This window comes from Streptomyces sp. NPDC051563 (assembly GCF_044454225.1).
Taxonomy (GTDB): domain Bacteria; phylum Actinomycetota; class Actinomycetes; order Streptomycetales; family Streptomycetaceae; genus Streptomyces.
The window spans coordinates 194526-219466 of record NZ_JBITDL010000009.1; the positions used below are offsets into that span (position 1 = coordinate 194526).

General features: G+C 72.0%; 24 protein-coding genes. 11 read left to right on the forward strand and 13 right to left on the reverse strand.

What is annotated here, in order from left to right; translation table 11 throughout:
• Positions 1 to 37 precede the first annotated feature (37 nt).
• Positions 38 to 388 (reverse strand): MerR family transcriptional regulator, encoded by a 351-nt coding sequence (locus tag ACIA8F_RS13410; protein ID WP_399378448.1) that lies wholly within the window; start codon positions 386 to 388, stop codon positions 38 to 40.
• Positions 389 to 1053: 665 nt separating this feature from the next.
• Positions 1054 to 1383, reverse strand: a complete 330-nt coding sequence (locus ACIA8F_RS13415; protein ID WP_399378449.1) for an STAS domain-containing protein — start codon at positions 1381 to 1383, stop codon at positions 1054 to 1056.
• A gap of 363 nt (positions 1384 to 1746) precedes the next feature.
• Here ACIA8F_RS13415 and ACIA8F_RS13420 point away from each other — a divergent pair, with 363 nt between their 5' ends.
• Positions 1747 to 1920 carry a CsbD family protein gene (locus ACIA8F_RS13420; RefSeq protein ID WP_399378450.1) on the forward strand — a complete coding sequence of 58 codons (174 nt, stop codon included), beginning with the start codon at positions 1747 to 1749 and terminating at the stop codon, positions 1918 to 1920.
• Positions 1921 to 2054: 134 nt separating this feature from the next.
• Positions 2055 to 2468, forward strand: coding sequence for a hypothetical protein (locus ACIA8F_RS13425; protein WP_399378451.1), 414 nt, complete (start codon positions 2055 to 2057; stop codon positions 2466 to 2468).
• A gap of 93 nt (positions 2469 to 2561) precedes the next feature.
• Here the strand turns inward: ACIA8F_RS13425 and ACIA8F_RS13430 are convergent, their stop codons facing one another.
• The 3 genes from ACIA8F_RS13430 to ACIA8F_RS13440 form a co-directional block, all read right to left on the reverse strand.
• Positions 2562 to 2930 carry a PRC-barrel domain-containing protein gene (locus tag ACIA8F_RS13430; RefSeq protein WP_399378452.1) on the reverse strand — a complete coding sequence of 123 codons (369 nt, stop codon included), beginning with the start codon at positions 2928 to 2930 and terminating at the stop codon, positions 2562 to 2564.
• A 205-nt stretch (positions 2931 to 3135) separates the two neighbouring features.
• Complete coding sequence (locus ACIA8F_RS13435) at positions 3136 to 3297, reverse strand: hydrophobic protein (RefSeq protein WP_383941388.1); 162 nt, start codon at positions 3295 to 3297, stop codon at positions 3136 to 3138.
• Positions 3298 to 3430: 133 nt separating this feature from the next.
• Positions 3431 to 3814, reverse strand: a complete 384-nt coding sequence (locus tag ACIA8F_RS13440; RefSeq protein ID WP_399378453.1) for an ATP-binding protein — start codon at positions 3812 to 3814, stop codon at positions 3431 to 3433.
• A 220-nt stretch (positions 3815 to 4034) separates the two neighbouring features.
• Here ACIA8F_RS13440 and ACIA8F_RS13445 point away from each other — a divergent pair, with 220 nt between their 5' ends.
• Positions 4035 to 4181 carry a hypothetical protein gene (locus ACIA8F_RS13445; protein ID WP_399378454.1) on the forward strand — a complete coding sequence of 49 codons (147 nt, stop codon included), beginning with the start codon at positions 4035 to 4037 and terminating at the stop codon, positions 4179 to 4181.
• An 87-nt stretch (positions 4182 to 4268) separates the two neighbouring features.
• Here ACIA8F_RS13445 and ACIA8F_RS13450 read toward each other — a convergent pair whose 3' ends face one another.
• From ACIA8F_RS13450 to ACIA8F_RS13460, 3 genes are all read right to left on the reverse strand, one after another.
• Positions 4269 to 4931 (reverse strand): response regulator, encoded by a 663-nt coding sequence (locus ACIA8F_RS13450; RefSeq protein ID WP_399378455.1) that lies wholly within the window; start codon positions 4929 to 4931, stop codon positions 4269 to 4271.
• The gene (locus ACIA8F_RS13455) at positions 4928 to 6097 is read right to left on the reverse strand and encodes a sensor histidine kinase (protein WP_399378505.1); all 1170 of its coding nucleotides are present in this window, start codon (positions 6095 to 6097) and stop codon (positions 4928 to 4930) included. Before ACIA8F_RS13455 ends, ACIA8F_RS13450 begins: the two co-directional genes overlap by 4 nt.
• A gap of 120 nt (positions 6098 to 6217) precedes the next feature.
• Positions 6218 to 8290, reverse strand: coding sequence for an MMPL family transporter (locus ACIA8F_RS13460; protein ID WP_399378456.1), 2073 nt, complete (start codon positions 8288 to 8290; stop codon positions 6218 to 6220).
• Between the two features lie 358 nt (positions 8291 to 8648).
• Here ACIA8F_RS13460 and ACIA8F_RS13465 point away from each other — a divergent pair, with 358 nt between their 5' ends.
• Positions 8649 to 11126 (forward strand): MFS transporter, encoded by a 2478-nt coding sequence (locus ACIA8F_RS13465; protein ID WP_399378457.1) that lies wholly within the window; start codon positions 8649 to 8651, stop codon positions 11124 to 11126.
• Positions 11127 to 11342: 216 nt separating this feature from the next.
• Here the strand turns inward: ACIA8F_RS13465 and ACIA8F_RS13470 are convergent, their stop codons facing one another.
• Positions 11343 to 12911, reverse strand: coding sequence for a pyridoxal phosphate-dependent decarboxylase family protein (locus ACIA8F_RS13470; protein WP_399378458.1), 1569 nt, complete (start codon positions 12909 to 12911; stop codon positions 11343 to 11345).
• Positions 12901 to 14325, reverse strand: a complete 1425-nt coding sequence (locus ACIA8F_RS13475) for an MFS transporter (RefSeq protein ID WP_399378459.1) — start codon at positions 14323 to 14325, stop codon at positions 12901 to 12903. The genes ACIA8F_RS13470 and ACIA8F_RS13475 overlap by 11 nt, the downstream gene beginning before the upstream one ends.
• Before the next feature lie 324 nt (positions 14326 to 14649).
• On the opposite strand from ACIA8F_RS13475, the gene ACIA8F_RS13480 reads away from it, so the two are divergent.
• On the forward strand, positions 14650 to 14910 hold the full coding sequence (locus ACIA8F_RS13480) for a hypothetical protein (RefSeq protein ID WP_399378460.1): 261 nt from the start codon (positions 14650 to 14652) through the stop codon (positions 14908 to 14910).
• A 32-nt stretch (positions 14911 to 14942) separates the two neighbouring features.
• Here the strand turns inward: ACIA8F_RS13480 and ACIA8F_RS13485 are convergent, their stop codons facing one another.
• The 3 genes from ACIA8F_RS13485 to ACIA8F_RS13495 all read right to left on the reverse strand — a co-directional run bounded on the left by ACIA8F_RS13485 (position 14943) and on the right by ACIA8F_RS13495 (position 17185).
• Positions 14943 to 15863 (reverse strand): NmrA family NAD(P)-binding protein, encoded by a 921-nt coding sequence (locus tag ACIA8F_RS13485; protein WP_399378461.1) that lies wholly within the window; start codon positions 15861 to 15863, stop codon positions 14943 to 14945.
• A 124-nt stretch (positions 15864 to 15987) separates the two neighbouring features.
• Positions 15988 to 16470, reverse strand: a complete 483-nt coding sequence (locus ACIA8F_RS13490; RefSeq protein WP_399378462.1) for a hypothetical protein — start codon at positions 16468 to 16470, stop codon at positions 15988 to 15990.
• 196 nt (positions 16471 to 16666) lie between these two features.
• The gene (locus tag ACIA8F_RS13495) at positions 16667 to 17185 is read right to left on the reverse strand and encodes a MarR family winged helix-turn-helix transcriptional regulator (protein WP_399378463.1); all 519 of its coding nucleotides are present in this window, start codon (positions 17183 to 17185) and stop codon (positions 16667 to 16669) included.
• A 268-nt stretch (positions 17186 to 17453) separates the two neighbouring features.
• Between ACIA8F_RS13495 and ACIA8F_RS13500 the strand changes: the two genes are divergently transcribed.
• The 6 genes from ACIA8F_RS13500 to ACIA8F_RS13525 all read left to right on the forward strand — a co-directional run bounded on the left by ACIA8F_RS13500 (position 17454) and on the right by ACIA8F_RS13525 (position 24925).
• A complete protein-coding gene (locus ACIA8F_RS13500; RefSeq protein WP_399378464.1) occupies positions 17454 to 18698 on the forward strand; it encodes a cytochrome P450 in 1245 nt (414 codons plus the stop codon).
• Positions 18699 to 18759: 61 nt separating this feature from the next.
• Positions 18760 to 19152, forward strand: coding sequence for a nuclear transport factor 2 family protein (locus ACIA8F_RS13505; RefSeq protein ID WP_399378465.1), 393 nt, complete (start codon positions 18760 to 18762; stop codon positions 19150 to 19152).
• Between the two features lie 118 nt (positions 19153 to 19270).
• Positions 19271 to 21280: an ATP-binding protein gene (locus tag ACIA8F_RS13510; protein ID WP_399378466.1), complete on the forward strand. Its 2010-nt coding sequence runs from the start codon at positions 19271 to 19273 to the stop codon at positions 21278 to 21280.
• 147 nt (positions 21281 to 21427) lie between these two features.
• Positions 21428 to 22942 carry an MFS transporter gene (locus ACIA8F_RS13515; RefSeq protein WP_399378467.1) on the forward strand — a complete coding sequence of 505 codons (1515 nt, stop codon included), beginning with the start codon at positions 21428 to 21430 and terminating at the stop codon, positions 22940 to 22942.
• Positions 22943 to 23057: 115 nt separating this feature from the next.
• A complete protein-coding gene (locus ACIA8F_RS13520; protein ID WP_399378468.1) occupies positions 23058 to 23498 on the forward strand; it encodes an SRPBCC family protein in 441 nt (146 codons plus the stop codon).
• Positions 23499 to 23545: 47 nt separating this feature from the next.
• On the forward strand, positions 23546 to 24925 hold the full coding sequence (locus ACIA8F_RS13525; RefSeq protein WP_399378469.1) for a carotenoid oxygenase family protein: 1380 nt from the start codon (positions 23546 to 23548) through the stop codon (positions 24923 to 24925).
• Positions 24926 to 24941 lie beyond the last annotated feature (16 nt).

Sequence of the window (24941 nt, forward strand, 5' to 3'; positions counted from 1 at the left end):
GTGCACCGGGCCCGGCCGGCCGGCCGGCGCGTCCGTCTCAGACCGCGGGCGGTGAACTCGCCGACTCGGCGGCGCCGCGGTACTGGGCGTTGAGGCGCTGGGCTTCCTCGAGCTGGTCCTCCAGGATCACGATCCGGCAGGCGGACTCGATCGGGGTGCCCTGGTCCACGAGCTCGCGCGCGCGGGCGGCGATGCGCAGCTGGTAGCGGGAGTAGCGGCGGTGCCCGCCGGCCGAGCGCAGCGGGGTGATGAGGCGGGCTTCGCCGATGGCGCGGAGGAAGCCCTGCGTGGTGCCGAGCATTTCGGCGGCCCGGCCCATGGTGTAGGCGGGGAAGTCGTCGTCGTCCAGGTGGCCGCCGAGGGGGCCGGTCGGATTTTCTGCTGTCATGTGTACCTCTCTGTGGAAACGCGTGGAGGGGCCCTGGCGCCTATAGCGCCAGGGCCCCGAAGGAACTGCTACACCATCTGCCGGCCCTGATCGTGCGCCGGCCTTCTGTGTCCGCGTGCCCGACCTGAATGCCGTCGGGGCTGCGGGGATCGCGGTTGCTTGACCGGAGACCACCTCACTATCGATGTCCTGCGGTACCCGGGCTCAATGCTTCGGCCCGGGCGATCCTGATGGTGCTCGGCTCCTCCGTTCTTCCCTCTGGGATCAATCATTTACGGGTACTGCCGTACTGCGTACTACGGGTGGTGCGAACTGCGCGGCGGCCTGTCGTAGCACCGCTGCTCCGGCAGCCAGCCCCGTCGCCCATCGTGCGTCTGCTCTGGCTTGGAACCCCACTGCCGAACCTCCCGGTGCGCGCGTCCGCAGCCGACGCCTTCACCGAGGTACTGCTGTGCTGCTGTACCGCTGCCCGGCAGTTCGTCTCTGCCGGGCCCTTCTGTCTCTCTGGGCTACGAACGAAACCATAGCCAACCGATCAGCGAATGTCTACTCCAGCCACCATAGATTTCCGCGATCATCTCGATGAAGAATCCGAGCGCTCCGCGAGAAGAAAATCGAGCCCGACAGGGGCGGCGACGCTCGCGCGCGCGCCCACAGCCGACCGACTACAGGGCCAGCGCCGCGTCGACGCCGTCGACGATGGTGAAGATCTGATACGTCGACGTGAGCTCGAAGAGCCGCGCCATCTGCGGGTTCAGGGGTCCGGCCAGGACCAGGGGACGGCCGGCGTGCCGCAGGCGGATCAGCTCGTTGAGCATGGAGGAGTCGGCGAACGTGATCGCGCTGACGTCCAGCACGATCGTGCGCACCGGGTCGGCCAGGGCTTCCGCGATGGCCTGACGAAGAGGTTCCAGGGTGTCCTGGTCGAACTCGCCGGCGCAGGTGATCACGCGGACACCGCCGATGTCCGGTGAGACCGTCACGCTCGGTTCCATGGATGCCTCCTCTTGTCTGCTTGTCGGGGAGGCCGCGGGATGCGGCCCATTGCGTACGGAGGGGCCCTGGCGCCTATGGCACCAGGGCCCCGAAGGAACCAACCACATGATCCGCCGGCTCCGATACCGCGCCGGCCAGGCCCTTCCGTCTCTCTGGTCTACGAGAGAAACCATAACCAGACCACACCTCAATGTCTACTTCAGCGACCACAGATTTTCTATGACCGCGCCTATGGGGAATCCGAGTGCTCCGCGCGGAGGAGCAGAAGCCCCGCAGAACTTTCGACCTCCCCCCGTTTCAGAGGGCTCGCGGGGGTCAGACGGGTTCCGTAAGGCTTTTCCACCGTAGAGGAGTGATCAGTTGTGTCTGGTGAGCAGAAGGCCGAGGCAAAGGGCGAGCAGGCCAAGGGCAAGCTCAAGGAGACCGCTGGGCGCCTGACGGGCAACGAGCGTCTGACGGCGGAGGGCCGCGCGGAACAGGCCAAGGGCGACGCCCGCGACGCCAAGGAAAAGATGAAGGACATGTTCAAGCACTGACCTCAGGTGTGCGTCGGGGCCGGGACCACGATCGTGGTCCCGGCCCCGACGCGTGCCCGGGACTGACGCAACCCCCTGTTGGCGGGCACGGCAGCGGCTGTCTACTGGACCTCTGCCGCATCGAGGGGGGAATCATGGCGCGAACGCCCGATCCGGGAGCACGCGAGTCGGCGGACGAGGAGGAGGGCTGGCTGAGCAGTGACGAGGTCGCCAGGCTGTGGCCGGTACGCAAGGACTGCCTGCCGAGGGCCGCTCACCTCGCGGATGTCCGGGTCCGCACGTACGGCGGAGCGAGCCGGGGCACGTGGGGGGCGGAGCCGACCTTCTACTCCTTTCACCCCGGGGACGTGCAGCGGGCCGCGGAAGCGATCGCCGAAGGGCGTGTCGACATCCCGTCCGCCCTGCGCACCGATACCGCCGACGGCAGGCGGGCGGAGTTCTGGGGCACGCTGAGCGCCCGTGTCGCCGGCACGCTCCTGCTGGCGGCCCTCCTGGGCGCGCTCCTCATGCTCCTGTACCTGGTCGTCTTCCTGCTGACCGTGGAGTGATCGCCGGCACAGCAGGGCGGCAGCGCCCTGGCCGGCACGCACGCGTGCGGGGCCCGGACTCGTTGAGTCCGGGCCCCGCACGCGAAGGGTCGATCAGGCGGGGCGGCCGCCGAAGGGGGCGCCGGAACCGTAGTAGGTGCCCAGCTCCTCGTGGTAGCCGGCGTTGCCGAGGTGCTGGTCGCGGTGGAACTCGGGAGCGCTCTTGATCTGCTCCTTCGTCCGGTCGACGTAGACCTTCTTGGCATCGGGGTCGATGCGGGTCACCGTGCTCGCCGGCAGGAGGACCTCCTTGCCGAAGATCCACACGCCGGTGTCCACGACCAGGTAGGCGTCACCGACCTCGTCGGAGTGCTTGTCGACCTTGCCGATGTCCCCATCGGTCGCTTCGACCTTGTAGCCGGTCAGGTCCGTGCCGGCCAGGTGGCCCGCGGTCGACGTATAACTCCACACATGCTCAGTCACGCGAAAACAACTCCTTCGATCAATTGAGGAAATGAGGGAAAACTAGCCCCACGGATCCTCTTTTTGAAACGTGTGCAATGCGCGGCGATTAATGCTTTCCGCCTGAACCGCGCCTGCCCCGCTTTTTCCGCCCTACACGCCTACACACCCGAATCCATCGCGGGCCACCGCCACATAGCCTGTGAGCCGCGCATGCCTCAGGCCGTTACCACCGGTACCAGCGGCCGCTGCCACCCTTCGGGCGGGCGACGAACCCGATCAGCCACAGCACCAGGACCGCAATCGCGACCCACCAGAGAACCTTGAGTGCGAAACCCGCACCGACGAGAACCAGAATCAGCAGAAGAACAAGAAGCAGGGGAACCATGTTTATCAACCTCCATGGCCACTCTTGCCCCACCCGCCTCGGCGCATGCGCTTTGATTTTATTTGTTTCCTACTCGCCGGGCCGGGAAGGAGAGGACGCTCTCCAGCTGAAACAGGACCCGCAGGGGAAGCCGTCAGCAGCCGAGGGAGAACCACAGCCACTTGCCGGAGCCGTCCGTGCTGAACCCCCAGGACAGGCTGAGCGCGGCGATGAGTGCGAGGCCGCGGCCCGACTCCCGCTCCGCGCACCCGTAGAGCGTGCCTTCGAAGCGCGGCAGGTCGGCGCTGCCGTCGCGGACCGCGCACACCAGACGGCCGGCCGCCTCATCGTGCTGGATCACCAGACGCAGCTCGTCGCCGGTCGTGTGCTCGACGGCATTGGCCACGGCCTCTGTGAGCAGGAGGTTCCCCTCGTCGGCCGGCGCGCTGTCCGGGGCGCAGGCGTCGAAGGCGCGCCGGGCCTGCGCAGGGGCCTGGAGGGTGCGGGGCAGGGGGATGTCGATGAGCCGAGCAGGCACCGTGTACTCCTCGTGGTGGGACCATCGCCTTGAGCCACGGCTGCGGGGTCGGGCTCGCGTCCCCCTCTTCCACGGTAGGAGGGCACCGGGCGTCTCGTACCCTCCTTCCGGCCCATCGTCCTGGCCGATGGGACTACGGCCGCACCGGCCCGACGTGGTCCGGGTGCACATGGGGGCCGCCTTCCCGGGTACACGAGCGTCACGAACCCAAGGAGGCGCCATGTCCGCGTTGTTGACCCGCATCAAGCAGTTCGTTCGCAGCCCGCAAGGCCAGCGGGTGACCGCCTCGGCCAGGCGGGCCGCTGCCGACCCCCGCAAGCGCGCACAGGCCGGCCGGCTGCTGAACCGCCTGCGCGGGCACCGCTGACCCGAACCGTGAACATCGGCGCCGGCCGGGCCGTCGGCTGTCGCCGGCTTGGCCGGCGCCCCGGCCATGACCTTGCGGGCGCCGCTTTCATGCTCCCGGGCGCACCAGGCCCGACTCGTACGCCACGATGACCAGTTGGGCTCTGTCCCGTGCTCCCAGTTTACCCATGATGCGGCTGACGTGGGTCTTCGCGGTCAGGGGGCTGAGGCCGAGGGTCTCGCCGATCTCGGTGTTGTTGAGGCCGCACGCGACGAGGGTGAGGACCTCGCGCTCGCGCTCGGTGAGGCATTCGGGGCCGGCCTCCGGCGGCGCTGCGGTGGGGCTGCGCAGGAAGCGGGCAATGAGGCGGGAGGTCGGTCCGGGCGAGAGGAGGGCCTCCCCGCCGGCCACCGTGCGGATCGCCTCCAGGAGTTCGGCCGGCCGCGTGTCCTTGACCAGGAAGCCGGAGGCCCCGGCGCGCAGGGCCTCGACGATGTGCTCGTCCGTGTCGTAGGTGGTGAGCACGAGCACCTTCACCCCGGCCAGATCCTCGTCCGCGGCGATCAGCCGGGTGGCCTCGATGCCGTCGAGGTCGGGCATCCGGATGTCCATCACCACCAGATCGGCGCGTTCCTCGCGGGCCAGCGCGACGGCTTCCCGGCCGGTGCCGGCCTGTCCGACGACCGTCATGTCCGGAGACGATTCGAGGAGCATCGCGAACGCGGCCCGTACGAGCGCCTGGTCGTCGGCGAGCAGAACGCGGATCGTCACGGGTTGCCTCCCAGCGGCAGTACGGCACTGACCTCGAAACCCTTGCCGGGAAGTGGGCCGGCGTCCAGCGTTCCGCCCACACTGCGCGCCCGCTCGCGCATGCCGACCAGCCCGAACCCGGGTGTGCCCCCGCCCGTGCCGGTCCCGTCGTCGGTGACGGTGACCCACAGGGAGCCTTCCCCGGCGCGCACGCCGACCCGGATGCCGAGGTCCTGCCTGCCGCCGTGGCGCACGGCGTTGGTGAGGGCCTCCTGCACGATCCGGTAGGCGGCCGCGCCGACGGCGGCGGGCGGCGCCTCGTCGGTGGTGACCGTCAGGTCCACCTCGGCCCCCGAGACCCGGGCGGCCTCCACGAGGCCACCCAGTCCGTGCAGGTCGGGCAGGGGGTCACGGGCATCGCGGGCGTCGTGCTCGCGCAGCACCTCCAGGGTGGTGCGCAGTTCGCTGCGGGCGGTTCGGCAGGTCTCGGCAATGTCGTCGAGGGACTTCGCGACGGCCTTGCGGTCCAGGCGCTCGGGGTCCGCGTTCAGGATGTGCGCGGCAACGGAGGTCTGTACGCCGATCAGGGTGATGCTGTGCGCGAGCAGGTCGTGCAGGTCCCGGGCGATGCGCAGCCGTTCCTCGGCGACCCGCCGCCGTACCTCCTGCTCACGGGTGCGTTCGGCGCGTTCGGCTCGCTCGACGACGGCGGCGACGTACTGCCGGTAGACGCGCACGGCGATGCCGATGAAGACCACCGCGATCACCCACCCGGAGATCCGTAGCGCCTCGACGGCCTGCTTCTTGTTGATGATCATCATGACGCTCAGCGCCACGGCCATGGCCACGCTGGTGGTGAGCAGGGTGTACAGGGGCCGACAGGTGACGGCGAGGCTGTACAGCACGATGACCGAGACCGGGAGCGGGGCGGTGTGGTTGTGGTCGAGGGCGTGGTACGGAAGGAGCAGGACCGCCTCCGCGGCCAGCCCCGCCAGCGGGTGGCGCCGCCGCCACACGATCGGCAACTGGCCCGCGAGCAGCAGGAACCAGCCCAGTTCGTCGGGTCGCCGGCCCGGGTCGGTGACGAGGGCGAGGAGCACCGCCAGGGCTGTGACGGCGAGGGCGAGCAGGGCGTCCTTGCGGGTGGCGTGCGGGGCGGTGCGCGGGTCGCGGTTGATCACCGCCATGATGCGCTCGCCGGGACGGGGCTTGCGTTCTGCTTCGGGCACGGGCTCATCCTCCGTCACGTGGGTGCCCCTCCCGCAAGGGAGGGGCACCCACGGGCATCGCGCCGGGTCCGGTGGGTGTCAGACGCGCTCCGGCTCCAGGAGCGGGGCTTCGGCCTCCGGTGCCGCTTTCGACATGGGGCCGGGCCACCACACCTTCCGGCCGAGGGCGACGCTGGCGCTCGTGACGAGGTAGGTGCGGACGAGGAAGGTGTCGAGGAGTACGCCGACCGCGATGACGAAGCCGAGCTGGACCAGCGAGACGAGGCCCATGTTCATCAGCACGGCGAAGGTGGCGGCGAGGACGAGGCCCGCGGAGGCGATGACACCGCCGGTGGTGCGCAGGGCGGTGAGCGCGGCCGCGGCGGGTTCGGCGCCGTCCAGGGATTCCTCCCGCATCCGGTGCATCAGGAAGATGCCGTAGTCGACGCCCAGTGCCACCAGGAAGACGAAGGACAGCAGGCCGAGGGCGGGGTCGGTGCCCTGGAAGCCGAACAGCGGCTCGAACACCAGCCCGCCGATGCCGAGGGAGGCGCCCCAGACCGCGACCACGGCGGCGACCAGCATCAGCGGGCCGACGAGGGAGCGCAGCAGGACGATCAGGATGAGCAGGACGGAGAGGAGCACGATCGGTACGACGACCTTCTGGTCCCGGGCGTTGGTCTTCTCCAGGTCGATCTGCTGGGCGCTCGGTCCGCCCACGAGCGAGCCGTCCAGCTCGTCCCGCAGGCTCTTGATCGTGCGGGTCTCGGCGTCCGTCTGCGGCAGGGCGGAGGCGATCACGGACACCTCGGTCCAGCCTGCTCCCGTCCGGCCGATACGGGCGGAGGCAACACCCTCGGTGGAGGTGGCCGTCTTGAGGGTGGCTTCTGCGCGGTCGGCCGGGGTCATGACGGTGATGGGCTGGCTGGAGCTGTCGGGGTAGGCGTCGGCCAGGGTCAGCATGGCGGAGACGGACTCCGGCCGGTCGACGAAGGCGTCCTCCTGCTTGAGGTCGCCGGGCAGGTTCAGGGCGCCGAGGGCGAGCGCTCCCAGGGCGAGGGCGCCGGCGATGAGGACGGTGATCGGGCGGCGTCCGGCGGAGCTGCCCATCGCCGAGAACAGCGAGCGGCGCTCCTTGGGGGTGCTGCCGAAGGCCGGGATGATCGGCCAGAACACGCGGCGGCCGGCCAGGACCAGGATGGCGGGCAGCAGGCTGAGCATGGCGGTCAGCGCGCACAGCACGCCGACGGTGCCGAGGGGGCCCATGGCCCGGTTGGAGTTGAGGTCTGCGGCGAGCAGGCACAGGAGGCCGACGGCGACGGTGCCGGAGGAGGCGATCACGGCGGGCCCGCAGCCGCGCAGGGCCGCCGCCATGGCCTCGTACGGGCGCTCGATGCGGCGCAGTTCCTCCCGGTAGCGGGAGACGATGAGCAGGGCGTAGTCGGTGCCCGCACCGAAGGCCAGGATGGTCATGATGCTGGTGCCCGCGCCCGAGATGGAGGTGCCGAAGGCCTGGTTGAGGCCGTAGGCGACACCCATGGACAGGTAGTCGGCGATGCCGGCGGCGATCAGCGGGATCAGCCAGAGCACGGGGCTGCGGTAGATGAGGATCAGCAGGATGGCGACGACGGCCACCGTCGTGTAGAGCAGGGGGCCGGCGAGGGAGTCGTACACCTTCTTGGCGTCGCGGGTGACGGCGCCGGGGCCGCCCACCTCGACGGTGAGGCCGTCGGAGGAGCGGGCCGTCTCCCGGATGTCGTCGACGAACTCGATGCGGCGTTCGTCGTCGTCACCGGGTTCGTTGCTGGTGACCGGGTACATGAGCGTCGTGCCGTCCTCGGAGGGCAAGCCCTGCGGGGTGTCGGTCAGCTCGTGCGCGTCGGAGATCTGCCGGATCTGCCGCTCGGCGGTCGCGCGGTCGGCGGCGGTGAGGGCCCCGTCGCGCTGGTAGACGAGGACGAGCTGGGTGCTCTCGCCGCCGGGCAGCCGCTCCTGGAGCTTGGCCACCTGGGTGGAGTCGGCGTTCGCGGGCAGGTAGTCGGTGACGCGGTCGCGGGTGACGTCGGCGAGCTTCCCGGCGAACGGTGCGGCGACGGCGAGCACGGCGACCCACAGCGCGAGCACCAGCCAGGGCACTGCTCGTCGCTGCCTCTGTGTAAGTCCGGCCCCCATGTTCGGGCCTCCCTCCGGTCCGGATGTCTTGGTCCGTTTCCCAGACTCCCGGCAGGCCGGGGGCTGATCGTCGCGCCTGAGGCCGAGTTCGCGGGTACTGCCAGGGGTGACCCGGCGCGCGGATTACTCCCGCGGGAGTAGGGCCGGAGGGCCGGGGCCCGGTCACGGGCCGGGCCGGGCCCTCACCGGTTCGAGTGGTTCTCCGTACCGGCCGATCGTTCAAGGCACCCCCTCCCACCGGCTCTTATGCCCGTCGGGCAGGTCCGGGGCGTCAATCCGCGCGTTTGCTCCTGTTGTTGCCGAATGCGAGAAAAGGGCGCGCAGGTGCGATTGCCTGGGGCAACGAGGGGAGCAGTACGTGGGCGGTATCACTCTGGTGACGGACGAGCAGGCCGCACCGCGGCCGGCTCCGGTCCGGTTCGAGAAGGGGAACCAACCCGGGCCGGCCGGCCGGGATGCCGCGAGCGGGCCACCGCCGTCCGCCGAAGTGGTTCCGGAGGCCGAGGAGTTCAGCCCGCGCCGGGTCCGGCTGGTGTTCTTCGGGCTGATGCTGGCGCTACTGCTCGCCGCGCTGGAACAGATGATCGTCGCCACGGCGCTGCCGAAGATCGTCGGGGAGCTCCACGGCCTGGACCGGATGTCGTGGGCCATCACGGCCTATCTGCTGACCTCCACGATCGGGCTGCCGCTCTACGGCAAGCTCGGCGACCTCCTCGGCCGCAAGAGCGTCTTCCAGTTCGCCATCGTGGTCTTCATCATCGGTTCCGCGCTGGCCGGCTGGTCGCGCACCATGAACGAGCTCATCGCTTTCCGCGCGGTGCAGGGCATCGGCGCCGGCGGGCTCATGATCGGTGTGCAGGCGATCATCGCGGACATCGTGCCGCCGCGGCAGCGCGGCCGTTTCATGGGGCTGATCGGCGCGGCCTTCGGTCTCGCGTCCGTCGCCGGACCGCTGCTCGGCGGGTTCTTCACCGACCACGCGTCGTGGCGCTGGTGCTTCTACATCAACGTCCCGTTCGGGCTGATCACCATGGCCGTCATCGCCGTCGTGCTGAAGCTCCCCAAGCGCACCGTCCGGCCCCGACTCGACGTGGTCGGCGCCGTGCTCCTCGCCGCGGCCTCGACCTGCCTGGTGCTGCTCACCAGTTGGGGCGGCACCGAGTACGCGTGGGACTCGCGGATGATCCTGGGGCTCGGCGTCGGCGCTGCCGGAACGTCCCTGCTCTTCGTGCTCGCCGAGCACCGCGCGGCCGAACCGATCATCCCGCTGCGGCTGTTCCGCGACCCGGTCTTCCGGGTCACCGGTCTGGTCGGGGCCGTCGTCGGCATCGCGCTGTTCGGCGCCGCCAGCTATCTGCCGACCTACCTCCAGATGGTCGAGGGCGCCACCGCCACCGAGTCCGGGCTGCTGATGCTGCCGATGATGGGCGGGGTCGTCGTCGCCTCCATCGGCTCCGGCCAGCTGATCAGCCGGACCGGCCGCTACAAGGTCTACCCGATCCTCGGCGGGGCCCTGTCCACCCTCGGCATGTGGCTGCTGTCCCGGCTGGAAACCGGCACCACGCAGCTCGCGTACAGCCTGTGGATGGCCGTCCTCGGCATCGGCATCGGGCTGGTGCTGCCGGTGCTGGTCCTCGCGGTGCAGAACTCGGTGCGGCCCGCCGACCTCGGCACCGCCACCAGCGCCAACAACTACTTCCGGCAGATGGGCGGCAGCATCGGGGCCGCCGTCTTCGGCACGCTCTTCGCCGGACGGCTGACGGACGCCCTCGCCGACCGGCTGCCCGCGGGTGCCGGGCTCCCGGACTCCTCCGCCATCACCCCGCAGCTGGTGCACTCCCTGCCTCCGGCCGTCAGGGACGCGTACATCGCGGCCTACGCCGATGCGATGCCGCGGATCTTCCTCTACCTCGTGCCGGTGCTCGTCCTCGGCCTGCTCATCGCCTGCTTCCTCAAGGAGAAACCGCTGGTGTCCCACAACGCCCCCGCAGCCGAATCGCCGCTCTCCGAGGCCGTCCCGCAGCCGCTCCCCGGCGAGTTCCCCGCCGCGCGGACCTCGACCGACACCTCCCGGCCCGGCGGGCCGGCGGTCTGCGGAACCGTCCAGCACCCCGACGGCAGCACGGTCCCCAGCGCCGCGCTGACCCTGATCGACGTGAACGGCCATCAAGTCGGCCGGGGCGCGAGCGGCGCCGACGGGCGCTACGCGCTGAGCGTGCGCGGCGCCGGTTCGTACGTTCTGATCGCGGCGGCGGGCGGCCATCAGCCGCAGGCGGTCAGCGTGACCGTGGGAGAGCGGCCGGTCGACCTGGACGTGGTGCTCGGCGGCGCCGGTCGGCTGGCCGGCACGGTGGTCACGGCCGACGGCACCCCGGTCCGCGATGCGGCCGTCACCCTCACCGACGTCCAGGGCGAGGTGGTCTCCTCCACCCGGACCGGCCGGGAGGGCACGTACGTCATCGCGGAGCTGGTGGCGGGGGAATACACCCTGGCCGCGAGCGCCCCGGCGTTCCGGCCGGCCGCACTGCCGGTGAGCGTGCAGGCCTCCCGCGAAACCCGCCAGGACATCGAGCTCGCGGGCGGCGCGGTCCTGCGCGGCACGGTGCGCGGCAGCGCGGGAAAGCCGGTCGAGGACGCCAGGGTCACCCTGCTCGACGCGGCCGGCAACGTGGTGGACACCCTGACCACCGGTCCGGACGGGACCTTCCGGTTCATCGACCTGCCCTCGGGCGAGTACACGGTCATCACGGCCGGCTATCCGCCGGTGGCGACGGTCCTCCAGGTCGCGGGCGGCGGGCGCACCGAGCGGGACGTACGGCTCGGCCACAAGGACTGACGACCGCTCACGCGAACGGCCGGGCCGCCCCCTTCCCCCGGGACGCAGCCCGGCCGTTTCCCTTCCCGGGGCGTCTCGGCCTCGCACTCGACGGCGAACAGCGGCCGCGCACCCCGTACTACATGACCATCTCCTACCGGAATCCCGGCAGGCGGCGACCTCTACTCCCCCGCCCGGCTTCCGGCGGACCGGGTCCGGTCCGCCGGAAGCCGTCGGTCAGATGTGGAAGACCGAACCCACGAACTCCGCCAGGAGGCGTTCCTGCAGCGGTCCCGGCAGTGCGTCCAGGAGCATGAGGACGGGAGCGGTCCTGGCGGGCAGTTTCCCTTCGCCGCCGAGGCCCGCGAAGGCCAGGACGCCGGCGATTTCGTCGGGCCCGAGGGTCTCGGGGTCGAGCCCGGCGGCCAGCTCGGCGAGACCCGGGTCCACCGTCACCGGCGGGAGCGCGCGGGCCGCGGCGAGGGCGGCGACGAGGTCCGTGACCAGGGCGTCCACCTGACCGACGGTGGCCGGGGTCAGGGTGAGGTGGAGGTTGGGCGGCAGGCCGTCGAAGGAGAGCTGGGGCTGCAGGTACCAGCCGCGCTCCCGCATCTCGTCGGCCACGTGCAGGAGGAGGCTGAGGTCGGGTGCCGCCTCGTCCTCCGGGCCGCCGCCCTGGGCGCCGTCGCCCTGCTCGCCGGCGTCCTGCTCGCCGGCGTCCTGGGCGCCGCTGCCCTCGACTGTCCTGCGCCGGGGGGCTCCGGTCGTGAACGCCACCAGCCCGGCGGCCGGTTCGCCCAGGACGCGCAGGCCGTCGATCCCGCGCAGCCCCGCGAGCAGCCGGTCCGAGGCCTCGGCCACCCGGGCGGCCAGCGCGGTGTAGCCGTCCTCGCCAACGTACTGGAGCACCGCCCAGGCCTGGGCCAGCAGGCCGCCGGACTTCGTGCCCTGGACCGTCGGGTTGACCACCGGGTAGCCGGGCCAGCCCGCGTGCGCGAAGTACTGGTACCGCCGCAGTTCCGCATCCCGGTACAGGACGACGGAGGCGCCCTTGTCCGCGTATCCGTACTTGTGCAGGTCCACGGAGAGCGAGGTGACCCCGGGCACGGACAGGTCGAACGGCGGGACCTCGCGTCCGGCCCGCCTCAGGTGCGGCAGGAGCCAGCCGCCGATGCAGGCGTCGACGTGGCAGAGGACGCCGCGCAGGGCGGCGGCCGCGGCGATCTCGGGCACCGGGTCGATCACCCCGTGGGCGTACGAGGGCGTCGAGGCGACCACGAGCGCCGTGCGGTCCGTGAGGGCGGCGGCCATGGCGGCGGCGTCGGCGCGGAAGGTGACCGGATCGACGGGGACGACGACGGTCTCCAGGCCCAGGTAGTGGGCGGCCTTGTGGAAGGCGGCGTGCGCGGTGGACGGGAGCACGAGCTGCGGCGCGGTGATCCCCCGTACGGCCCGCGCGTGGTCCCGTGCGGTCTTCACCGCGAGCAGGATGCTCTCCGTCCCGCCGCTGGTGAAGGTGCCCTGGGCGCCGGGTGCGCCGAGGACCGCCGCGACGGCGCCCACCAGGTCGTTCTCCAGTCGGGCCACGCTCGGGAAGACGGTCGGGTCGAGGCCGTTGACGGTGGCGTACGCGGTGTACGCGGCGGCGGCCAGCTCGTCGAGGCCGTCGAGGCCGGCGTCGTAGACGTAGGCGAAGGTCCGGCCGCCGCGGGTGGGCGCGTCGCCCTCGCGCAGGGAGCGCAGTTCGGCGAGTACGTCGTCCGGGGTGCGGCCGCCCGGCAGGACGCGGGTGGGTTCAGTCGACACGGGTGTTGTTCTCTTCCTGCCGGGGCGGTTCGGACGGTACGGGTACGGATACGGATACGGGGCCGGGCGCGGCGGCCCCGGCGGGGTCCTCGCGGTAACGGTGCAGCAGCCACAGGCTGGCGGCGGTGAGGACGGCGGGGAGCACGCTCATGCCCGCCGTAATGCCGGTGAGGGCCGCATCGGGCTGGGCCACCCTGTGGTCCGCATCGGAAGAGCGGAACCCGGTGACCGCGAGGACCAGGGCGAAGACCCCCGCGCCGAGCGCGAATGCCAAGGTCTCGGCGGCCGTCCACAGCCCGGTGAACGTCGCCGCACGGCGCTTTCCGGTGCGGGCCGCGTCCGCGGCGAGGGTGTCCGCCAGCATGGTCAGCGGGAGCAACTGCAGTCCGGCGTAGGCCACTCCGACGACCGCTACCGCCGCGTAGCCGAGACCGGCGCCGGCCGTCGGGGTGAGGGCGAGCAGCAGGGCGCCGGCGAGGAACAGCAGCGAGGCCGCCCACTGGGCGTTCTTCACGCCCCACCGCCGGGACAGCCCGCTCCACAGCGGCATGAAGAGGACGAGCGGGCCGATCAGGCAGGCGAAGAGCGGGGTGACGGCAGTGGGCGATCCGAGGGTGTACGTGGCGAAGTACTGCACACCGGCGAGCATCACGCCGACGGCGAGGGCCTGGAGGGTCCACATGCCGGCCAGGTGGAGGAACGGCCGGTGGGACCGGGCGGTCGCCAACTGGGCGCGCAGCGAGGGCTCGGACTCGCTGCGGACGGTCCGCGGCGCCCAGCGGGTGGTGAACCAGGCGCCGAACATGCCGACAGCCAGCAGCACGGCGACGGCGGCCCCCATCAGCCGGTAGCTCGCCGGGCTGCCGCCGTCGGCCTGCGCGAGGGCCGGGGCGAGCGCTCCGGACAGCAGGATCGCGACGCCCAGGAAGCCCACGCGCCAGCCGAGGATCCGGCCGCGTTCGACGGGGTCCTCGGTCATCTCGGCGGGCATCGTCACGTACGGCACCTGGAAGACGGCGTACGCGGTGGCGGCCAGCAGGAAGACCACGGCCACGTATCCGGCGGCGGCCGCACCGCGCAGCGGGGGCGCCGCGAACAGCAGGGCGAAGAGCGGGGGGAGGGTGCAGGCACCGGCGAGCAGGAAGGGCCTGCGGGGGCCGCCGCGCAGGCGGCTGCGGTCGGACACCACGCCGACCAGCGGGTTGATCAGGACATCCCATGCCTTGGGCAGGAAGACCGCCGCCCCGGCGACGGCCGCCGGGACCGCGAGGATGTTGGTCAGGTAGTAGAGCAGGATCAGCCCCGGCACGGTGGCGAACGTGCCCGTGCACAGGGATCCCAGGCCGTACCCGATCCGCACGCGGCGCGGCAGGGGCGGGGCCGGTGCGCGGTGGGCCCGGAGGTCTGCTGACATGGGCAGATCATCGGCGGGCGGACGCGGCCGTGGCAAGGGGTGAGTATGACGGTGGCATGAACTCCGCGCGCGGACCCGACCGCCCCGACCTGCTCCGATCGGCTCACGGCCTCGGCTCCGGACGGCTCCGGACGGCTCCGGACGGCCCGCCTCGGGCTCCCCGGTGACGAGGCCGGGAGCAGCCCGGGCTCCTCCTCGCGAAGGGGTCGCCGAGCAGGTTCTCGCCCGAATGGGTGCAGGGTCCGGCGGCAGCGGTGGCAGGTCGGCGGGTCTCGGCCGAGACTCGTCGCCAGAGACGACGAGCGCGAGGAAGGACAGCAGCCCATGCCGCGAGCCGAGGAGGAAGACATCGCCGCCCGTCCCGTCGGTACGGTGCAACAGCGCCGGGGAGGAGCCGGCGCCCATCTGCGGACCGCTCTCAGGAAGACCCATCTGGTTCCGGCGTTCCTGGTCCTCACGGTCATGATGGTGGCCCTGTGGCTCATGGGCATGCCCTTCCTCCAGGCCCTGACGATCTCGACCGCGGTGAAGATCTCGGTGGCCCTGCTCGAACTCCGCCGGCTGCCCGGCCCTCCTGCCGACTGACGTCGATCGGCGGGAGGGGCCGGACGCGTTGCTCAGAGCGGAAGGACGCCCGAGGCCGGCCCGGGCTGACGCTCCGCCGCAGGATCCGTGGAGCGGAAGTGTGCCTGGTGTTCCCGCAGGAAGGCGTCGAGGGTGCGGGGCGGGCGGCCCAGGAGCTCGGCGACGGTGGTGGTCGGCTTCTCGGGCCGGGTGACGGCCAGTTGCTGGATCTCGGTCACGTGGTCGGCGAGCCAGTCGGGCATGCGGGCGTTGCGGATCAGGCTGTTGCGGAATTCGTCCGGCGCGAGGTCGACGTAGCTCACCTCACGGCCCGTCAGTGTGCTGAGTCGTACGACGAGTTCGGGGTAGCTGACGGCTTCGGGTCCGGTCAGGGTGTAGGTGCCACCCGCGATGCCGGGCCCGGTGAGGGCGGCTGCCGCGACATCGCCTATGTCGCGGCAGTCGATGTAGTTGCAGGGCGCTTCGCCCATCGTGCCGAGGATGACGCCTTGGGCGACGGCGGGTGCCAGGCGCAGGAGGTTCTGCATGAACGCGTAGGGGCGCAGGACGGTGTGCGTGAGGCCACAGGCGCGCAGGTGTTCCTCCACGGCATGGTGTCCGCGGGAGACCGCGACCGGGGAGTCGGGTTCGGCGGCGGGTGCGGAGATCTTGACGATGTGTCCGATGCCGGCTCGGGCGGCGATGTCGATGACGCGGGTTTCGAGCGCGACCTGTTCGGGGCCGTTGGCCATGGCGAGGAAGAGCTGGTCGGCGCCCTCGAACGCGGTCCGCAGGGATCCGGGGTCGGCGGCATCGGCGTACTGGACCTCGGCGGGCAGCAGGTGCGTGCCGGTTGCACCGGCGATCGGGACGTGCGGAGTGCGGGTCAGGGCGCGGACGGGTGCGCCGAGTGCGAGGAGACTGCGGAGCAGGGCGTTCCCGGTGGCTCCGGTGGCTCCCATGACGACGATCATCGCGTACTCATTCCTTTGCTCGTTGCTTGGCTCGTTGCTTGGTGACTCGGTCGGGTCGGGGCCCGGCGGGTGGGCCCGGCCGGCTGGTGGGCCCGGTGGGCCGGTGGGCCGGTGGAAGGGCCGGCTAGGCCGGGGAGCCCGGCCGCGCCGGGGTGGTGGCGCGCCAGCGGAGGGTGATGATGGTGGTGGCGAGGGCTGCGGAGACCGGCAGGTCGATGCGCAGCCGCTCCAGCCAGGGGGAATTGGGGACCGGGGTGTGGGCGGGTAGCCATTGGGCCGTGAACCATCCCAGCAGGGCCGCCGCCGCGGCGCCCGTGATGACGAGTGCGGCGGTCAGGACGAGGCGCGGGGTGGTGACGGTCCAGCGTCGGGGCCGCCCGCCGCGCCGGAGCCAGGCGCCGACCAGGAACGCCACCACGGCGGAGGTGCCGGCGATGGTGGTGCAGGCGGCGACGGCCAGGTCCCGCTGCCCGGTGAGGAGACCGGCGGTACCGGCCGTCAGCGCGGGGGCGGCGTAGGCGGTCGCCACCTCACGCCACAGGATGAACGGCCGGGACGGCCGGGTGGCTGCTCGGTTGCTGCTGGTTCTGTCCTTCGTTGCGGGCATGCTGGCCTCATTTCTCGTACGGGCGAGGGAAGCGAAAGATCGCGGCGAAGAGCGGGGGCAGGGCGGGGCGGGCCGCAGGGTCACGCTGCCGAGGTGTCCCCCGCCGCCCGCACCGCCCCCATATGATTAGGCAGCTAACTACAAGGGCGGGAAAAGGGCCCGCCATCAGGACGGGCCAAAGGGGCGGAGCGCGCGGTCAGTCGGCGACCAGGGCCGCGCTGCCGCGGACCACCCGGGCGAGCAGATCCAGGAACACCGCGCGCTCCTCGGCGGAAAGCCCGCCCACCATCGCCTCGAGCCGCCCGAAGTGCTCGGGCGCCATGTCGCGCAGGAGCTGCGCGCCGCGCACGGTCAGGATGGCCACCGTGCCCCGGCCGTCCTCCAGGGAGGGCCGGCGCGCGATCAGGCCTTCACGCTCGAGGCCGTCGAGCAGTCCGGTGACCGTGGCCCTGGAGACGCCGAGGTCGGCGGCGAGGCAGGACGGGGACTTCTCCCCGCCGTGGTCTTCGAGGTCGGCGAGCACGCGGTAGCGCCCCGTCGACAGGCCGAACCGGGCGAAGTGCGCCTCGGCCGTCCTGCCCACGCGGGCGCCCGCCGAGATGAGCCGCACCGCGACGAGCACGGCCTGCGGATCGACCTCCAGGCCGTAGTGCTCGACCTGCTTCCTGGCCTGATCCAGGGTGGGCGCCTCGCCGTCGATGCCGTCGCTCGTCATGCAGATAATATGGCGCCTAACTACTTGACCTGTCAAGGCATTTCGGTCCGGACCGGCCGGGACGCTGACGGCGCCACGACCGGGGTGGGATCCGTCACGGTGCCGGACGGGCCCGGGCTACCCGGGGGTAGGCTCTCGCCGGGTCGGACGTCACTCGCGGTTGCCGACGCAGTGGCAGGCCACACCGGGACAACCGATGCCGCTCCCCTGCGTCTTGACCTTCCGAGTGGATCTCCGCCCCACCCCCGTGTTCGAGAGGCTCTCCTTCATGCCCCTGGTCGGTTCCGGCTTCAGCGTCCTGTCCGAGGACTTCGCCGCCGCCCCCCACCGCCACTTCGCGCGGCTGCGCGACGAGTCGCCGGTGCACTACGAGCCGTCGATCGACAGCTACTTCCTCTCCCGCCACGAAGACGTGAAGAGGGTGCTCACCGACCACGAGGCCTTCACCACCGCGACGTTGCAGGTGCGCGCCGAGCCGGTGATGCGCGGTCCGGTCCTCGCCCAGATGACCGGGGCCGAGCACACCGCCAAGCAGAAGATCTTCGTCCGCGGCTTCACGGGACAGGCGCTGCGGGACCAGACGCGTGCCATCCGCGCGAACGCCTCCGAGCTGATCGCCCCCTTCCTCCCGAGGGGGCGGGTGGACCTCGTCCACGACTTCGGCAAACCGCTCGCCGTGCGCGCAACGCTCGACGTCCTCGGCCTGGACAAGCGGGACTGGCGGCAGGTGGCCGCATGGCACAGCGGGGTGACGGAGTTCATCACCAGCATCGCCCTCACCCCCGAGCGACGCGGGCACTGCCTGGACCGGGCCGCGGAGTTGGAGGCCTACCTCCTCCCCGTCATCGAGCACCGGCGCCGGCACCCGGGCGAGGACCTCATATCCCGGCTGTGCACCTCCGAGTTCGGCGGCGCCGCCATGAGCAACGGCGAGGTCAACGCGCTGATCGTCAATGTTCTCGTCGCGGCGACCGAGCCCGCCGACAAGACGCTCGCCCTGCTCTTCAAGCACCTGATCGACCACCCGGGGCAGTTGGACCGGGTTCGCCGCGACCCGGCCCTGCTGCCCGCCGCGATCGCCGAGACCCTGCGCTACACGCCGCCCGTCCAGCTCATTCCCCGGCGCGCGGAACGGGTGACCGTGCTCGGCGGTACCACCGTCCCGGCCGGCGCCACGCTCTTCTGCATGATCGGCGCGGCCAACCGCGATCCGGGCGCCTTCACCGCCCCCGACACCTTCGACATCGACCGCCCCGACCTGGGCACCGCCCGCTCCTTCACCGCCGCCGCCCAGCACCTGGCCTTCGGAACCGGGCTCCACCAGTGCGTCGGTGCCGCCTTCGCCCGCGCGGAGATCGAGACCGTCGCCGCGCTGCTCCTGCCGCTGCTGGAGGAGGTCCGGTACAGCCCCGGCTTCCGCTACCGGGAGACCGGCCTGTACACCCGCGGCCCCGCCTCCCTGTCCCTCGACTTCACGCCCGTCCGCGGGGCCGACGGCTCCGGCCGCAGCTGACGCCCCGCACCCCCTGCACCCCTTGCACCCCCGCACCCCCCGCACACGGAGAAGATCAAGAATGCCGCCGACCGACATCACCCGGGCCATCAACGACCTGCTGTTCACCCCGGGCCTCGGCCTCGACGAGGCCCTCGACCGGCACTTCGCCCCGGACTACCGCCAGCGCACCGACGGCGTCTGGAGCGACCGCACGGAGTTCACCCTGCACATGACGCGGCTGCGCTCCCTGATCCGCAGCGGGCACATCGAGGTCCACGACGAACTGCGCGACGGATCGCGCTACGCCGACCGCCACACCGTCACGGTCACCCGGCACAACGGCCGCACCTCCCGCACCGAGGTCTACCTCTTCGCCGAACTCGCCCCCGACGGCCGCTTCCAGCGCGTGCAGGAGACCACCTTGCTGGTCACCGGTCACCCCGAAGACGAGAACCTGGGGCACGTCCGGTGACCCGGAGCGGGCCCGTCCTGCGGAACGGGCCGGGCCGGGGACGAGATGAGGAAGCGGAGGGCCGGCAGCGCGGGTGCGCGTGCCGGGCACGAGGGCAGGGGGATCGGTCATGGTGTCCGTGGGAGAGAGACTGAGCAACGCGCGGGTCCGGGCCTTCATCGGCCGGGACGAGCAACTTGCGCGTTTCGGAGAGGCGTTGGCGGGCGATCCGCAGGCGCCGTTCGCGTTCTACGTGTTCGGGGCGGGCGGGATCGGGAAATCCACGCTGCTGCGCCGGCTGTCGGACCACGCCCGTACGGCGGGCCGGCAGCTCGTCGAACTCGACGGCCGCTTCGTCAGCAGGGACCCGGCCGATTTCGAGCGCGCGGCCGCAGCCTTCCTCGACGTGCCCGGCACGGTTCTGGTCGTGGACTCCTTCGAGCACTGCCAGTGGCTGGAGAGCTGGCTGTGGCACCACTTCCTGCCGCGCGCGGCGGACGGCGCCCTCGTCGTCCTGGGCGGCCGGCTCGCACCGCAACCGCAGTGGACCGCCGACCCCGCCTGGGCCGGGCTCCTGCACGTGACCGAACTGGAGCCCTTCTCCGAGGAGCAGGCACGGAGCATGCTGGCCGCGTCCCCGCTCCCTCCCGAGATGCGCGGCCGGGTGATGCGCTTCGCCGGAGGCAACCCCCTGGCGCTGTCCCTCGCGGCGGCCGCGGGATCGGCGGGCTCCGCCGGGGAGGAGACCTGGACCCCGTCGGCGGACGTCCTGCGGACCCTGCTGGCGGGGCTGATCGGCGAAGTGCCCAGCGCCGCCCACCGCCGGGCCCTGGAGGTGGCGGCGCAGGCCTACGCGACCTCCGAGGAGCTCCTGTCCGCGGTGCTCCCCGAGGAGGACGCCCACCTCCTCTTCTCCTGGCTGCGGGACCTGCCCTTCATGGAGTCGACGCAGCGCGGGCTCCACCCGCACGACGCCGCCCGCGAGACCTTGGCGGCGGACCTGCGGTGGCGGGCGCCCAGCACCTTCTCGGCGACGCGCCGGCGGATGGCGGAGGAGTACCTGCGCGTTCTGCGGGAGGCGCCGGAGGAGCGGGTCTGGACGGTCACCGACGAGCTCTTCTACCTCTTCCGGGACGGCGCCACCCTGGCCAGGCTGCGCACCTGGTCCCGTGAGAACGAGGTGCACGACCGCCCCCTGCACCCGGGCGACCTTGCGGTCGTCCTGCGCATGGCGGCGGAGACCGAGGGGCCGGCCTCCGCGGAACTGGTCCGCTACTGGGCGCAGCGCCAGCCGGAGGCCTTCAGCGTCTACCGGCTCGTGAGCACCGGCCGCATCGTGGCGTTCACCGCCCGGCTCGCCCTGTCCGCCCCCGCCGACCCCCAGGACGTGGCCACCGATCCGGTCGTGGCCGCAGCCTGGGCGCACACCGAAGCCACGGCTCCGGTGTCCCCCGGCGAGCACATCGGCATCAGCCGTTTCTCGGTCTACCCGGAGCACTACCAGGTCCCCTCGCGCGTCATCGACCTGAGCAGTTCCCGCGCCCAGGCGGAATCCGCCCGCGCCCGTGGCCGCGCCTACGGTTTCGCCGTCTTCCGCGACGCGGAGACCTGGGGTGCACGCGTCAGGGGCACGCTCGGCGACACCGGCGCGCGCCCCCGGGTGGGCGCGTACACGTACGGTGTGTTCGGCGTCGACTGGCGTCTGGAACCCGTGGAGACCTGGCTCCGGCGCTTCATCTCGGCCACGGAGCAGCCGGTCCCCGCGGGGCCCGCGCCCGGCTCGCTCCTTTCGCGCGCCGCGTTCGACCAGGCCGTACGCGAAGCGCTGGCGCACTGGCGCAACCCGGCCGCCTTCGCTGCGGGCGCACTGCTGCGGGCCCGCCTCGCCGACGGATTCGGCGATCCCCCGCAGGAGTTGCGCGCCCTCCTCGGCCTGACCGTGGAGGAACTCGGCGACGGACCACGCGGCGTGAGGGCCCGTGAGGCGCTGACCGCGGGCTACTTGTCGGGTGCGCCCACGCAGGAGGCCGCGGCCCGCCGCCTCGGACTGCCCTACGGCACCTACCGGCGCCACCTGCGCCAGGGCCTCGACCTGCTGTGCGAGGCCCTGTGGCAGCGGGAACTGAACGGTCCGGGCAAGGCCCCGTAGCGCGAGCCGTTCCGGGGCCGACGCACGGCCCCTCACCGCCAACGCGGGTCCGTAAGGCGGCCGGTGAGCAGCGGCGGACAGGAGTGGACAGGACCGGACCGCTTCCGGTCTGGAGAGTGGACAGCGTTCCGCACGAGTCTGTGACGCATGAACCTCCCCCACGCACCGACCGCTCCGGCGCCGCCCGCGCCCCGGCCCGGAGCCGCACTCGCGGCGCTCGCCGCAGCCCAGTTCACGGTCATGGTCGCCACCTCGAACGTGAACGTGGCGCTCCCGCGGATCGCCGCCGGGATCGGGCTGTCGGACGGCGCCACCACCTGGGTGGTCAATGCCTACGGGCTGGCCTTCGGGGCTCTGCTCCTCGCAGGCGGCCGGGCCGCCGATCTCCTCGGGCGCCGCCGGGTGCTGCTCATCGGTCTGGGACTGTTCGCCGTGGCCTCACTGGTCGCGGGACTGGCCGGTTCCGCGAGCGTGCTGATCGCGGCACGCGCCGTTCAGGGCGTCGGGGCCGCGGCCATCGCCCCGGCGGCGCTCGCCCTGGCACTGGCGCTGTTCCCGCCCTCGCCCGGACGGAGCAGGGTGCTGGGGGTATGGGGGGCCGTCTCCGGTGCGGGAGCCGCCGGCGGTGTCCTCCTGGGCGGCGCCCTGACCCAGGCATGGGGCTGGCCCTGGATCTTCCACTCCGTGGCACTCGGGACGGCACTGGTCCTGGTCACCGTGGTGGTGCTCGTCCCACGGACGGCCGACCGGGCGGCCGGACGGTTCGATCTGCTGGGCACCGCCGCCGTCACCCTCGCCCTGACCTGTCTGGTCTGGGGTCTGACCACCGCACGCGGGACCGGCTGGACCGATGCACGGGTGGCGGCCGCGCTCGGCGGCTCCCTCCTGCTCCTCGTGGCCTTCGCCGTGATCGAGATGCGCCGGCCGGACGCGCTGCTCCCGCCGCGCCTGTTCGCCACCGGCCGGGTCGCCACCGGCCGGGTCGCCGCGGGAAACCTGCTGATGGCCCTGCTGGGTTCCGTGTGGATCGCCCTGTTCTTCTTCCTGCCGCTCTACCAGCAGCAAGTGCTCGGGCAGGGCCCCCTGCTCACGGGGATCGGCCAACTCCCGCTGGCCGCCGCCAACATCATCGGCGCGTCCCTGGCGCCCCGGATCTCCCGGCGCCTCGGCGCCACCGCGACACTGACCGCGGCCCTGCTCACGGAGGCCACGGGGCTGCTGTGGCTGTCCCGGATCAGCGCCGACGGCAGTTTCGCCGCGGACGCACTCGGCCCGAGCATCCTCGTCGGGCTGGGCCTGGGCATCGCCTTCGTCCTGCTCACCGCGCTCGCCGTGGAGGGCGTCCCGGCGCGGGACGCGGGGCTGGCCGGCGGCCTGGTGAACACGACGCGCCAGGTCGGAGGCGCGATCGGGCTGGCCGCCCTGGCGACGCTCTCGGGCTCCGTCACCGCGCACGCCGCCGTCCACGAGCCGCATCTGGAGGCGCTCACCAGCGGCTACCGCACCGCCTTCACGATCTCCGCCTGGGTCGTCGCCGGCACCGCGGTCCTGGCCCTGCTCCTCGCCCGCCGGGCCGGACACCCGGGCCCGGCCCGGGCGACCACCGCCGACCTCCCGTCCACCGACGCCGCGGATCCCGCCCGTCTCTCCCGAACCGGCTGAACCCGCGGAGCCGGCTGAACCGGCCGCACCAGCCGCACAGACCACACCCGTCTTCCGGCGCCAACGCCGGAGCAGACCCGCCTTCACCATCCCCGTCACGACAGGAAGCACCGCCATGGTCACCATCGACGAAACCGCCCCCGTCATCGTCCGCCTGAGCACCACGATCGACGCCACCCTCGCGACGGTCTGGGCCCTGCACACCGATGTCGAAGGCTGGCCCGCCTGGAACCCGGACATCACCCGGGCCGAGCTCGACGGCCCTCTGCTGCCCGGCAGTTCCTTCAGCTGGCAGACCCACGGCTTGGACATCACCTCCACCGTGCTCGAACTGGTGCCCGGCGAGCGGAGCGTGTGGGGCGGCTTCACCAGCGGCATCGACGGCGTCCACGTATGGACCTTCGAGCAGAGCGGCAGCCAAGTGAACGTCCGCACCGAGGAGTCCTGGAGCGGCGCCCCCGTCGACGCCGCTACGGAGCAGCTCGCCAAGGCCCTCCACGACTCGCTGGAGAGCTGGCTCACCCACCTCAAGATCCGCGCCGAGCAATCCGCCTGACGCATCATCACGATCCGTACCCCGCATCCACCGGAAGAGGTTTCACCATGACGTCCGACAAGCCGTACCTGAACGGCCACTACACCCCCGTCACCGACGAGGTCACCGCCACCGACCTCAGCGTCGAGGGCACCCTGCCCCCCGAGCTGACCGGCCGCCTGCTCCGCAACGGCCACAACCCCAGGCCCGGGGTGACCCCGACGCACTGGTTCAAGGGCAGCGGCATGGTCCACGGGATCCGGCTGCGCGAGGGCCGGGCGCAGTGGTACCGCAACCGCTGGGTCCGTACACCGGCGCTGGAGGGTGCCCCGTACATGACGGAGAAGGGCCCCGACCTGACGGCGAGCACCGCCGGCACGCACGTCATCGAACACGCCGGACGCCTCCTGGCCCTGTGCGAGTCGAACCTCCCGTTCGAGCTCACCCTCGAGCTGGAGACCATCGGGGTCCACGACTTCGGCGGCAAGCTGCGGACCGCGATGACCGCGCACCCCAAGGAGGACCCGGCGACGGGGGAACTCCACTTCTTCGGGTCCTCGCCGTTCCCGCCCTTCCTGACCTACTACGTCGCCGACGCCAAGGGTGAGATCGTCGACAGCGCCGAGGTTCCGGGAGCGAGCGCCGCCCTCAAGCACGATTTCGCCCTCACCCGCCACCACGTGGTCTTCGTCGAGGGCAACGTGACCTTCGACCCGACCGACCACTCAGGCATCCCCTACGGCTGGAGCGATCAGCAGCCCTCCCGCATCGGCGTCATGCCCCGCGGCAACGACGGCGCCGGCCGGGTCCGCTGGTTCACCATCGAACCGGGCAACATGCTGCACGTCGCCAACGCCTACGAGGACGGCCGGGGCCGCATCGTGCTGGAAGGTCCCACCGTGGACCGGGAGGGGTTCCGGCTGTCCTGGAACTGGTGGGCCGGCAATCCCGTGCGGGGCACCGAGCCCGTCTCCCGCTCCTTCTCGCGCCGCTGGGTCGTCGACATGGCCTCCGGCAGGGTCGACGAGCAGGTCACGGACGACCTTCCCGTGGAGTTCCCCACCCTGAACGAGGAGTACCTGGGCGTCGAGAACCGCTACCAGTACGCCGTCTCCTTCCCCGACGAGAGGGGGTTCGGCGGCTACGGAATCGTCAAGTACGACCGCGCCACGGGGGCCCGCCGGATCCACGAGGCCGGCGACGCCCGGATGCCCAGTGAAGCGGTGTTCGTCCCCGCGGCCGGGTCCGCCAACGAGGACGACGGCTACCTCCTGACCGTCGTCTCCGACCTCAAGCAGAACGCCTCGCAGCTGCTGGTCCTCGACGCCTCCGGCCTGGACCGGGTCGCCACCGTCCACCTGCCCCACCGGGTGGGCGCCGGACTCCACGGCTCCTGGCTCCCCGACACCGACGACGCCGATGACGCCCGCGTGGACATGGGAGGCTGATCAGCCCGAGAGGTGC

Coding starts and splice junctions, on each gene's coding strand:
- ACIA8F_RS13485 (WP_399378461.1), bottom strand. CDS start 15,863: ATGATCGTCGTCATGGGAGCCACCGGAGCCACCGGGAACGCCCTGCTC.
- ACIA8F_RS13500 (WP_399378464.1), top strand. CDS start 17,454: ATGCCCCTGGTCGGTTCCGGCTTCAGCGTCCTGTCCGAGGACTTCGCC.
- ACIA8F_RS13495 (WP_399378463.1), bottom strand. CDS start 17,185: ATGACGAGCGACGGCATCGACGGCGAGGCGCCCACCCTGGATCAGGCC.
- ACIA8F_RS13490 (WP_399378462.1), bottom strand. CDS start 16,470: ATGCCCGCAACGAAGGACAGAACCAGCAGCAACCGAGCAGCCACCCGG.
- ACIA8F_RS13515 (WP_399378467.1), top strand. CDS start 21,428: ATGAACCTCCCCCACGCACCGACCGCTCCGGCGCCGCCCGCGCCCCGG.
- ACIA8F_RS13435 (WP_383941388.1), bottom strand. CDS start 3,297: ATGGTTCCCCTGCTTCTTGTTCTTCTGCTGATTCTGGTTCTCGTCGGT.
- ACIA8F_RS13445 (WP_399378454.1), top strand. CDS start 4,035: ATGTCCGCGTTGTTGACCCGCATCAAGCAGTTCGTTCGCAGCCCGCAA.
- ACIA8F_RS13525 (WP_399378469.1), top strand. CDS start 23,546: ATGACGTCCGACAAGCCGTACCTGAACGGCCACTACACCCCCGTCACC.
- ACIA8F_RS13425 (WP_399378451.1), top strand. CDS start 2,055: ATGGCGCGAACGCCCGATCCGGGAGCACGCGAGTCGGCGGACGAGGAG.
- ACIA8F_RS13415 (WP_399378449.1), bottom strand. CDS start 1,383: ATGGAACCGAGCGTGACGGTCTCACCGGACATCGGCGGTGTCCGCGTG.
- ACIA8F_RS13520 (WP_399378468.1), top strand. CDS start 23,058: ATGGTCACCATCGACGAAACCGCCCCCGTCATCGTCCGCCTGAGCACC.
- ACIA8F_RS13505 (WP_399378465.1), top strand. CDS start 18,760: ATGCCGCCGACCGACATCACCCGGGCCATCAACGACCTGCTGTTCACC.
- ACIA8F_RS13460 (WP_399378456.1), bottom strand. CDS start 8,290: ATGGGGGCCGGACTTACACAGAGGCAGCGACGAGCAGTGCCCTGGCTG.
- ACIA8F_RS13410 (WP_399378448.1), bottom strand. CDS start 388: ATGACAGCAGAAAATCCGACCGGCCCCCTCGGCGGCCACCTGGACGAC.
- ACIA8F_RS13455 (WP_399378505.1), bottom strand. CDS start 6,097: ATGGCGGTGATCAACCGCGACCCGCGCACCGCCCCGCACGCCACCCGC.
- ACIA8F_RS13475 (WP_399378459.1), bottom strand. CDS start 14,325: ATGTCAGCAGACCTCCGGGCCCACCGCGCACCGGCCCCGCCCCTGCCG.
- ACIA8F_RS13480 (WP_399378460.1), top strand. CDS start 14,650: ATGCCGCGAGCCGAGGAGGAAGACATCGCCGCCCGTCCCGTCGGTACG.